A 10535-nucleotide genomic window follows, 5' to 3' on the forward strand; every position below is an offset into this window, starting at 1 on the left:
CTTTTAAAATGCTCCATATATTAAGGAGTATTGAATGAATGCTGTAAATAAATCTATCCTTTTCATGTTGATGTCTACGTTAAGCTTATCTGTTACTGGACTGTTAGCAAAGCAGTTGTCAGGCGAACTTTCCGTCACACTATTTAGCTTCTTACGTTTTTTGGTGCCTGCGCTTATCTTGCTTATCTTACTTCGTGTGAAAAACCTTACCTTTCCTAAAGCGGGCACGCTAAAGCCTATTTTATTGCGTGCTCTTTGTATCGGTTTGTCACAACTTTGCTTTATCGCGTCATTACAAACGTTAACGCTCGTTGAGGGGGTCGTTTTGTTTGCTACTGGCCCATTATTTATTCCCTTGGTTGAAAAGCTGTTCATGAGGGGGCGCATTCGTGTTTCAACATTGGCGGCTTTAGCAATGGCGTTCACTGGTGTGGTTATGTTGGCGGGCGGTGGAAGTGAGATCACATGGCGAGCGGATTTATTGCTCGGCTTGGCTGGTGGACTCTTCAATTCTGGTTCTCAGCTTACGTTATATAAAGTGAGTAAAACAAATATGTCGCCGCTAGAAATCAACTTTTGGGCGTTTGGTTTTGCTGCCGTATTTCTGTTGCCGCTAACTTTGTTTAACGACTTCGACGTGTTACTTAATATGAGTGTTATGGCGCCTGAGATTTCTTCAAATATGCTGTGGATCGGTATGATGTCTCTGATGATCATTAACACCCAAGTTTTTCGCTCCAAAGCATATAAACTGGCAAGCAGTGGCTCTCAACTTGCACCACTCATTTTTACTAACTTATTGTTCACTGCGGTTTGGCAGAGCCTGTTTTTTGAAGACCGAATGAGTCAAAGTCAAATTGTTGGGATGAGTTTAATAGTGCTCGCAATCATACTGAACACATGTTGGGTTCGCTTTACGGCGCATCGCAGTGGCGGTTTACAAGCGAGAACTTCTTAGTCTGTCGGAAAATGAAGGGGGCAGGTAGATAAATTGGTCGTGTGGTTTGATTTTTCCTGAGTATGGGCTAGCGTCAAGAAAGGTTCAAGGAGAGAAATCATGCTTACGCTAAATTATTACGTCGAAATTTCGGCGACACCGCAACGAGTGTGGGAAGTGCTAACCGATGTTGAGTTGTATAAACGTTGGGCGCAAGCCTTTTCACCGCAGTCTCAATTTGAAGGAGCTTGGGAAGAAGGAGGTGGCATCACTTTTTTTGATCCAGATATGGGCGGGACAAGGGCGATCATAGATACGGTGCTACCGCTTCAAAAACTTGAATTTCATCATGTTGCCATTTTTAATCCGGATAATCGTCAACAACTCGATGCTGACCTAGCATCTAGGTGGATCGGATCGCGAGAGATCTACCAGATCGATACCAACAACAATCGTTTACTACTCAATGTTACCATTCATACTCACAACGACTTTGTTTCTATGTTTAATCACGGATGGGAAAAAGCCTTACCCTTGATAAAAGCCATTTGTGAAGAGCAAGCTTAGGGTTCTTGCTTATCTTGGGCTGACGATGCGTTGCCTGAAGGTATACAATAGCACGCAAGATAGCGCACCTAAGAGAGTGGATGATGGAATTTAAAGTTGATACCCATACACATACGTACGCCAGTGGTCACGCGTACAGTACCTTGATTGAAAATGCAAAGTTGGCAAAAGAGAACGGGCTGGATATGTTCTGCACGACCGATCACGCAGAATCAATGCCGGGTGCGCCTCATTACTGGTTCTTCTCTAACCAGAAAATTCTGCCTCGCTTTCTTGAAGGCGTTGCGATTATTCGCGGCGTTGAATCTAACATTATGAATACCGAAGGCGACATTGATATTCCGCTGAGTGTAGACCGCAACTTAGATTGGGTGATCGCGAGTTTTCATGAACCCGTTTTTCGTCCTGCAAACAAGCAAACTCACACGGAAGCACTTGTTAATGTCATTCAGAGTGGTCGTATTGATGCGCTCGGTCATCTTGGTAATCCAAATTTCGACTTTGATTTTCAGACCGTTTTAGCGTGCGCGAAAGAGCACAATGTCGCGATTGAAGTTAATAACACCACGCTGAAAGGCAACAGCCGAGTAGGCAGCGTAGACCGTTGCCACGAGATTGCACAAATCGGGAAAGATCTCGGTGTTTTCTTCACCACGGGCAGTGACGCGCATTTCTGTCACGATGTTGGTAATCTGGATTTGGTTGGAGAGTTAATGGACAAAGTGGGTATTGATAGCAAGAAAGTGATTACTCACACCGCTCAGCAGTTTTTGTCTTTCTTAGCTTTGAGAGGCCGTAAACCAATTGCAGAATATGACAGCATTCTCAACGCATAAACTTGATTACATTTAAGGTATGCACCCGACGCCAGATTGCTTTACACTGCGACCCGGAAATACTCAACTAAGCTAGTTTTTCGCCTCTTATGGCGTAGGTTATTTGGGTGAATAAAGCCGACACAGAATTCGGCACTATAAATGGAGAAGTGAAAAATGTTACGTCCTTTAGTCCTAGGGTGTGCGATTGCGTTTGGCTCAACATACGCAATGGCAGAAGCGGTTGATTTAAAACAAAACATGAAACAGATGAAGATGGAATTCAAACAGGCGGCAGAAGCATCTGATGTCGAAACCATGAAATCTGCGATTGATAGCTTGCAAGCGATTGTTGAACAATCAAAGCGTGGTAATTACTCACCAGAGAAGTTTGATACTTACTTAGAAGGCTTTAACAAGCTGACGGTAACGCTAGATAAGATTGAAGCGGATCTTGATGCGGGAAAGCTACAAGAAGCAAAAGCTCAACTGCGTGAAATCGATAGTCTTCGTGAAGAGTACCACGACAAGCGCAATCCAAGCATTTGGAGCAAGTTGTTCGGCTAATTATCTACTGAGCGGAGCATTTGCTCGTGGCAGTGGGTTACGCGTTATCTCTAAGTAATGAATGAACACATTATCAGCCTGCCATTTCGGCGGGCTTTTTTGCGCCTGTCAATCGATGCATTCAAGAAAACCTGTGAGGTAGCAACCACTTATTGATACTGTTTTTTGAGCTATCACTCAAAATTGGTTACGCTGTGTGAAATTTGTTAAGTCACCGTTATGCGTAGATTAATTCCTTTTTACCGCTCGATGTTATTTGCTAGTGCTCTCAGTTGGGTGCTAGTGACACTGATGCCTGTTATCAATGCTCATGGTAACAGCATGGGCGTGTGGGCGACGCTATGTACGCTTAACGGATTTGAGTTGGTCCAAATAGAAGAGGGCGACAATTCGGTCAGCCACAAAGGCAAGCCTTGTCCGTTTAGCCACTTCTCGACTTTTCATCACGATACACTTCCAACGACACCGATACTTTCAAGACAGAGCTTGGTGACTTCTGACAGCTACGCTTATTTGGCTCTAAGTGTGCGATTTGAAACACCAGTTCCTAGAGCGCCGCCAGTTTCCCTTTTCTCATAACGAAAACAATTACAAGTAAATAAAGCCAACAACACTGCCACTTCGAGCAGTGGTACTCCCAAATCTAAGTCAATTAGCGCCGCATACGAATGTGTATGTGCAGGATGCGTTTGACTGAATTTGGGTGTTCAACAATGAAAAAAGGAAAATACACATGTTGAGAAACTCGGCAAAGCCTCAACTCAAGGAAGCCTCACGCGCAAAATCCATCTACTTTATGACGTGGCGATGGCACTTCTACGCAGGTTTGTTCGTCATTCCATTTATGCTCATGCTTTCCCTCACGGGGTTGGTGATGTTGTTTGATGATGAAATCGAACTGGCTCGATACGAAGCGATATTACAAGTTTCACCACAAGAACAAATGGTTCCTGTCTCTGCACAATTAGAAACCGTAAAGCAGGCGTATCCCGATTTTAATGTCACTCAATTTGTACCTGCTAAAACGGCCGATATTGCCAACCGATTCTCGATTCAAAACCAAGAAGGCAGCTCTCTGATTGTTGCAGTAAATCCTTACACAGGAGACGTACAAGGCACCATTAATCGTGGTGATAGCATCTATGAACTGATGAACAGCATTCACGGCACCTTGCTCATCGGCGACCTAGGTGACCGCTTAATTGAAATCGCCGCAAGTTTGGGGATTTTGCTGTTGGTGTCTGGTTTGTACCTTTGGTTACCTAGAGACAACGCCAGCCGCGCCGGCTTTTTGAAAATCCGCTTTAACAATGGCCCTCGAATTTTGATTCGTGACCTGCATGCGAATTTAGGTGGTGTGCTGTCGATTGTTCTGTTGTTCTTTTTGATTTCAGGATTGTCGTGGGCAGGGATCTGGGGTGCGAAAATGGTACAAGCTTGGAATACCTTCCCAACCTATTACACATGGGGTGAGAAACCGGAATCCACACTGACACACAAAGATCTTAACCATGGTGCTTCAGAAGAGATGCCATGGAACTTAGAGCTTGCTGCTGTGCCAGAGTCGAAAGATAAGCCCGCTCATGATCATGCCAATATGAAAGAAGAGATGGCATACGCAGGCAACCATGATGCGTTCTCCATTGATGATATCATCCTCAAGGCTGAAATGTTGGGCTTCACTGGCTATAAGCTGTTTCTGCCACGCTCTGAGGCGGGCGTTTACACCGTTGCAGCTAACTCTATGGGCGGCGATATTTCCGACCCAAGACAAGATCGCACCAGCCACTTTGACCAGTATTCCGGTCGCTTGTTGGTGGATGTAACGTGGCAAGATTACAGCCCTTTTGCCAAGTTCATGGCGGCAGGTGTGTCATTGCATCAAGGTGATGTGAGTATATTGAACAAAGTACTCAACGTAGTGTTCTGTTTGGCGTTCATCTTAATCTCAATCACAGGCGTGGTGATGTGGTGGATTCGTAGACCAAGTCGCAGTGCCGCATTGGGCGCGCCACCTAAGTTTCAACAAGACAGTATTTGGAAGCTTGGCTTAGTAACGTTAGTGATATTGTGTCTCGCGTTCCCGATGGGCGGTTTCGCGATTGTTACGGTTCTCGCACTGGATTGGTTGTTGTTTAACCGCGTCGAGAAGCTGAAAACGGCGTTGAATTAGAACAGACAAAGAGTGGAATAGTAGAAGAGCCAGCGAAGTGCTGGCTCTTTTTATTTCTGATAAATTTCCAGCGGTAAGCCATCTGGATCTTGGAAGAAGGTAAAGGCTTTGCCTGTGAATTCGTCAATACGAATTGGCTCAACTTCAACGTCATTCGATTCTAGGTAGGCTTTCACCTGTTCAACATCATCAACCAAAAACGCAAGATGTCGTAGCCCTTGTGCTTCAGGAAAGCTCGGTCTCTTTGGTGCGCCCGGAAAGCTAAACAGTTCAACTTGACTGCCGTCAGGTAAAGCGAGGTCAAGCTTGTAGGAGTCTCTGGCTTCACGATAGTTTTCAGCAATGACTTTTAATCCCAACACTTCAGTGTAAAAGCGTTTTGATCTTGGGTAGTCGCTGCAAATGATCGCGACGTGATGAATAGCATTAAACATGGTTAGCCTCTTCAAACATGGCTCGTATCCTCAAGCATGGTTAGTGTCCTCGGAGACTAAATGCTCCTTAACGAAGTCGATAAACACGCGCAGACGAGCAGGCATGTATTTGGTTTGCGCATACTGCATCGCGATTGCGCCGTGGTAGTTACTCTTGATCATCCAATCCGGCAGAACCTCCACCACTTCTCCTTGCTCTAACGCGTCTTTGATCACGAAGTCATGGAAGATCCCAATTCCCAAGCCAGACTTAACCCCGTTCAAGCGCATTTGAGAATGGTTGACGGCGTAGCGTCCACTCACAGCAATGGAGTGGAATGCTTCTTCTTTAAAGAATGACCAGATGTTGTCTTTGTCGTTCTCGGCAAGGTAAATACAGTCGTGCTGCTCAAGCTCGGTTGGGTGCTCAGGCATACCGTGTTTGGCTAGGTAATCTGGAGAGGCACACAAAACAAGATTGGTCTTGCTGATTTCTTTGAGGACCAGATTCTCATCGGGTTTGTCGGTGAGCTTGAATGCGACATCAATACCTTGCCGGAAAAGATCAATCTCACCATCTGCTGCACGCAGCTTAAGCTGTATATTTGGATAACGTTCTAGGAATGGCAACACAAACGGTTGAAGCACCGAATTAAGAAATGCTTCTGGGGCTGCCACTGTGAGTGCGCCTGTTGGCTCGGCATGATCTTCTGCAGATAGCTCAACGGCTTGCTGCGCGGCATTCACCATTGCGATGCTTTGGTCGTAAACCTTTTGCCCAGCTTGAGTGATGATCAACTTACGAGTCGTGCGCTCAAACAGTTTCACCGAGAGGGCTTGCTCTAATCGTGTGATCAACTTACTTAAAGCCGATGGCGTCACGCCGAGTTGTTTGGCTGCAGCGGTAAAACTTCCTTCGTTTACCACTAAGATAAACGAAGCAAGATCAGGAAGTAGGGCAATGAGTTTTGGATTAACCATAATTGTTCAGTTCTGCGCAGCGGAATAACGATATTGTCTGGTACGGTTTCACGAGGTTCAAGTGTCACTGTCTCGCTTTAACGATATTTTGCCAAAAATGCATTGAGTGCAGGCAAGCCAGATTCACCAGTATGGTATTGCTGCCAACAGTGATAAATGGCCGTTTCGTGGTCTGCAATCAACTCGATAGCTTCTCGCTCAGCGATTGAATACTGCTGTGAAGCTTTCACTTCTTCATGCCACTCTCGATACTTGACCTCATAAGGTTCTACCCATTTCAGAAGAGTCGCCACCAACTCTTGCCATGGTAAACCAATCCACTTGGTTGCATCTGCCAAGCCTTTATCCAGCATCTCTTGGTGTCGACTTTCGATATCCATGCCATTTGTCAGCAGTACAGGTTTGAGCTTTTCTGCGGTGAGTTCTTCCACTTCAATCAAGGTTTGCCACAGCGTTTGTTGTTCACTTTGGGTGTAATGGCTCAAGTAGTGGTTGAAAAAAGCGATGCCGTAGATTTCGCCATAGTAGGCAGACAGAACGTTATGAATCATGGTGAGAATCGTGATTTAAACAGAGAATACAGCATTGTAGGAGGGGAAAGCGCGAAGTGTAAACACCTGATTAAGAGTAAAAAAGTGCTGCTGACAGAATTCGAACAGAACTTGTGAGAATTTTATGAGAATTCGATGAAGTTGCTGATAGATTTGCTCGTCATTCTTAGAGGCAAGAACGCAAAACGTTCGAAACGTAATGCTTAACCTACTCAAGTCACGAACAATGAAGTAAAGCCGTACACATGGGCTTGGGTAGTTCAACCCTCATTAAAGGATGGAATCACAATGAAAAAACGTACCCAACTCGGACTCGTCATGACTTCAGTCGCTATGGCACTAGGCTCTGCATCAGTGAATGCGGCGGAATTGGAAATCACCGTGACAAACGCAACCAAAGGCATCTACTTTACGCCACTTATTGTCGCTGCACATGGTTCTGATCTTCAAATGTTCAGAACGGGTCAAGCAGCAACGCCAGAACTAGAAGCTATGGCAGAAGGCGGTGATATCTCTGGTCTTGCTAGCGTGATTGGTAACGCTGGTGGTGCGGTGGTTGAGAACCCTGCTGGTGGCATTTTGAATCCGGGTGTTGCAACCACCTTCACCTTGGACAGTGGCGACCACGGTTATCTTTCTCTGAGCGCGATGTTGCTGCCAACCAATGATGGTTTTGTCGGTCTAGATAGCTGGAAGATTCCAACGGAAGCGGGTACATACCGAGCAACGCTAAGAAGTTACGATGCCGGTACAGAAGCGAACGATGAACTTGCGTCTAGCATGCCAAACCCACCTTTCATTACCTTTGGTACTGGCGGCACAGGCGTTGAAGCAACGGTAACTAACGACAAAGTTCACGTGCATCCGGGTAACCTTGGTGATAGCGACCCAACTGGCGGCATCAGTGACCTAGACAGCAGCAGCCATCGTTGGTTAAACCCAGTCGCAACCATCACAATCGTTGTGAAGTAAGGGGGATGTATGAAATACAGAATCTTACTAGTAGCAGCTTCAGTCGGCTTGCTCGCCGGTTGTCCAAGCGATGATGATAATGACGTAGTGAAATCGTACCGCTACACCGTCAACGTTGCGAACTTGACTGCGAATCAACCTATGTCTCCGCTCGCTGTACTCACTCACAATGGTGACTACCAATTGTTTGAAATTGGACAAGCCGCATCCGTTGAACTTGAGCACCTTGCCGAAGGCGGGAGTAACGCTGAGCTGATTGAGTTGATGAACAGCAATGACAGTGTTTACCAAGGTATTTCGGGCAATGGATTGGTGTTGCCGGGTGCATCGGACGAAGTCACCATCACGGTTGACCCTAGTCGTTACGGTTACTTGTCTGTGGCGTCTATGTTTGTGAATACCAATGATGCCTTTGTTGGCGAAACGGGGCTATCGCTCAAATCGCTCGCGGTGGGTGAAAGCTATGAAATGAGCATGAACGTTTGGGATTCCGGCACGGAACTGAATGATGAGCTTGCCGAAACCATTCCGGGCCCAGCAGGTGGCGGTGAGGGCTTCAATGCCGCTCGTAATGACAGCAGTGACGTTGTTGCATTCCATGCGGGTGTTGTTAGCCAAGATGATGGATTAGCAAACTCAGCGCTCTCTGCGAACCATCGTTTCTTGAACCCAGGTGCGAAAGTCACCATCACTCGAGTCGAGTAACACAGGCTCCGATGACGTCTCCTTTCCAAAGCGCTTGTAGCCGAGCGCTTTATCCCTCATGGCGTCATCGGAACCTTTTTTGAAAGAATTTCTAATTTGTTCCGGTCATGTGCAAAGTGAGGATACTCGAAGGCAAGGAAAGGACCATGGAACAACAGGCAATCAATTTAGTCGCGAACATCTTGTTGGTGGAAGATGACGATGATTTGGCAGAACTGGTTCAGATGCATCTCAAGTTTCAAGGACACCAAGTGTCGCGAGCCACAAATGTCGCCGATGCTAAAACGCAATACCAGCAACAACCCTTTGATTTATTGATCCTTGACCGAGGTTTACCAGATGGTGATGGTCTAGACATTTGCCATTATTTGCGTCAGCAACAAGATTGGAGCCCAGTGCTCATGCTGACAGCCAGAGACGGTGAAATGGACAAGGTTGACGGTTTAGAAGCGGGCGTTGATGACTACATCACTAAGCCATTTAGCGTATTAGAATTCCAAGCACGAGTGCGAAACGTGCTACGCAGAGTCAGCCAAACCGCAGAAGCAAAGGTGGCAAATGAAGTCCTCGACGATGCGATGGATTTTGGTCCGCTGAGAATCATTCCGGAGTTGCACCAAGTATCCCTAAACGACAAAGACGTCACTCTTACCGCGACAGAGTTTACTTTGCTGCAGTTTCTCGCGACTCGTCCGGGCAGAGTCTACAGTAAAGATGAATTGCTCGATCACGTTTGGAACACCAGTCACTCTGGTTATCACCACACTGTGTGTAGCACCATAAACCGTTTACGCAGCAAATTGTCGTTGTCTGACTCTGATCATCACTTCATTCAAACCGTGTGGGGTGTTGGGTATAAGTTTCAACCAAGACACTAATGCAAGAAAGTAAGTCAAAACATCAAGCCAAGACAGTAAGTCGGCAGTTGTTTTCACCGTCATTTTTTAATCATCACGGGTGTTTCAAAAACACCGCTGTTTAAGGAGGCGATAGGATGAGCTTCAAATCTCGCTTGGTAGTATTTACTAGCTTGTGGTTCTGCCTCGCGGCGGTGGTGATTGCACTGACTTACAATTGGCAAAAAGAAACCATTGAGTTACGCACCAAGCAAAGCCTGCATAAAGAGCTAGCCAGCCACATGCGTGATGATAACCCGCTGATGATCGGGACGGATTACAACCCTAAAGCGCTCAAGTCGATTTTTCACACGCTCATGCTGATCGGCCCTGACTTTGAAATCTACTTCCTTGATAGCCAAGGCAATATCACCACCCATGCTGCACCGGAAGGGGCGGAGATCATGGGGAAGGTGGATCTCAATCCCATTAAGCAATTCTTAAATGACCAGCCTTTTCCTATTTTGGGTGAAGATCCACGTAATCGTGGTGAACACAAAGTCTTTTCTGTCGCGGCGATAGAGGAATTAGGCTCAACGGTCGGTTATCTCTACGTGGTGATTGGCAGTACCCGACATGACGCCATTGCCAATGCTCAAGTCGATACCCCTTACATCGCGCTGGCAGGATTGGTTTTAGTGTCCATTTTAGGCTTTGCCCTCGGGGCTTATGTGCTGGTCAAACGTAGTCTATTGAACCCGATTGAGCGTGTGACCAAGCAACTTCAACAGCAAGCTGAACATGATTTCCGCCTGCAACCTGATTTTACTCACCAAGTGCCGGAGCTCGTGCCGATTGCGCACTCTTATCAGATGATGGCGAAGCATATTCAGCAGCAATTTTTACAGTTGGAGTATCAATCGTCTCATCGTCGTCAAAGCTTGTTGCAGCTTAGTCATGATTTAAAAACGCCGTTATCGAGCGTGCTGGGCTATTTGGAAACGTGGCGTTTGCAACA

The 10535-nt window shown here is 46.3% G+C and carries 12 protein-coding genes and 1 pseudogene; 10 read left to right on the forward strand and 3 right to left on the reverse strand.

Going from position 1 to position 10535, the window contains the following annotated elements; genetic code table 11:
* The first annotated feature begins 34 nt into the window (after nucleotides 1-34).
* The 6 genes from CAG68_RS01025 to CAG68_RS01050 all read left to right on the forward strand — a co-directional run bounded on the left by CAG68_RS01025 (nucleotide 35) and on the right by CAG68_RS01050 (nucleotide 5059).
* Nucleotides 35-958, forward strand: coding sequence for a DMT family transporter (locus CAG68_RS01025; protein ID WP_017634718.1), 924 nt, complete (start codon nucleotides 35-37; stop codon nucleotides 956-958).
* A gap of 99 nt (nucleotides 959-1057) precedes the next feature.
* Complete coding sequence (locus tag CAG68_RS01030; protein ID WP_054729972.1) at nucleotides 1058-1504, forward strand: SRPBCC family protein; 447 nt, start codon at nucleotides 1058-1060, stop codon at nucleotides 1502-1504.
* A gap of 83 nt (nucleotides 1505-1587) precedes the next feature.
* Entirely contained in the window at nucleotides 1588-2340 is a 753-nt protein-coding gene (locus CAG68_RS01035) for a phosphatase (RefSeq protein ID WP_054729977.1), read from the forward strand.
* A gap of 156 nt (nucleotides 2341-2496) precedes the next feature.
* A complete protein-coding gene (locus tag CAG68_RS01040) occupies nucleotides 2497-2886 on the forward strand; it encodes a cytochrome b562 (protein WP_161440691.1) in 390 nt (129 codons plus the stop codon).
* A gap of 219 nt (nucleotides 2887-3105) precedes the next feature.
* Nucleotides 3106-3465, forward strand: coding sequence for a hypothetical protein (locus CAG68_RS01045; RefSeq protein ID WP_080276971.1), 360 nt, complete (start codon nucleotides 3106-3108; stop codon nucleotides 3463-3465).
* Between the two features lie 154 nt (nucleotides 3466-3619).
* Nucleotides 3620-5059, forward strand: a complete 1440-nt coding sequence (locus tag CAG68_RS01050; protein WP_086047237.1) for a PepSY-associated TM helix domain-containing protein — start codon at nucleotides 3620-3622, stop codon at nucleotides 5057-5059.
* 50 nt (nucleotides 5060-5109) lie between these two features.
* Here CAG68_RS01050 and gloA2 read toward each other — a convergent pair whose 3' ends face one another.
* The 3 genes from gloA2 to CAG68_RS01065 form a co-directional block, all read right to left on the reverse strand.
* The gene (gloA2, locus tag CAG68_RS01055; protein ID WP_054729974.1) at nucleotides 5110-5493 is read right to left on the reverse strand and encodes an SMU1112c/YaeR family gloxylase I-like metalloprotein; all 384 of its coding nucleotides are present in this window, start codon (nucleotides 5491-5493) and stop codon (nucleotides 5110-5112) included.
* 30 nt (nucleotides 5494-5523) lie between these two features.
* The gene (locus CAG68_RS01060; RefSeq protein WP_033906703.1) at nucleotides 5524-6453 is read right to left on the reverse strand and encodes a LysR family transcriptional regulator; all 930 of its coding nucleotides are present in this window, start codon (nucleotides 6451-6453) and stop codon (nucleotides 5524-5526) included.
* Nucleotides 6454-6530: 77 nt separating this feature from the next.
* Nucleotides 6531-7004 carry a hypothetical protein gene (locus tag CAG68_RS01065; protein ID WP_017635502.1) on the reverse strand — a complete coding sequence of 158 codons (474 nt, stop codon included), beginning with the start codon at nucleotides 7002-7004 and terminating at the stop codon, nucleotides 6531-6533.
* A 288-nt stretch (nucleotides 7005-7292) separates the two neighbouring features.
* Between CAG68_RS01065 and CAG68_RS01070 the strand changes: the two genes are divergently transcribed.
* The 4 genes and pseudogenes from CAG68_RS01070 to CAG68_RS01085 form a co-directional block, all read left to right on the forward strand.
* Nucleotides 7293-7976: a spondin domain-containing protein gene (locus CAG68_RS01070; RefSeq protein ID WP_005384002.1), complete on the forward strand. Its 684-nt coding sequence runs from the start codon at nucleotides 7293-7295 to the stop codon at nucleotides 7974-7976.
* Nucleotides 7977-7985: 9 nt separating this feature from the next.
* Complete coding sequence (locus CAG68_RS01075; protein WP_086047238.1) at nucleotides 7986-8681, forward strand: spondin domain-containing protein; 696 nt, start codon at nucleotides 7986-7988, stop codon at nucleotides 8679-8681.
* Between the two features lie 146 nt (nucleotides 8682-8827).
* Nucleotides 8828-9559 (forward strand): response regulator transcription factor, encoded by a 732-nt coding sequence (locus CAG68_RS01080; RefSeq protein ID WP_041053947.1) that lies wholly within the window; start codon nucleotides 8828-8830, stop codon nucleotides 9557-9559.
* Nucleotides 9560-9675: 116 nt separating this feature from the next.
* Nucleotides 9676-10535, forward strand: a pseudogene (locus CAG68_RS01085) (sensor histidine kinase); the annotation flags it as partial.

The organism is Vibrio sp. V42_P2S4T144, from assembly GCF_009904715.1.
Classification (GTDB): Bacteria; Pseudomonadota; Gammaproteobacteria; order Enterobacterales; family Vibrionaceae; genus Vibrio; species Vibrio alginolyticus.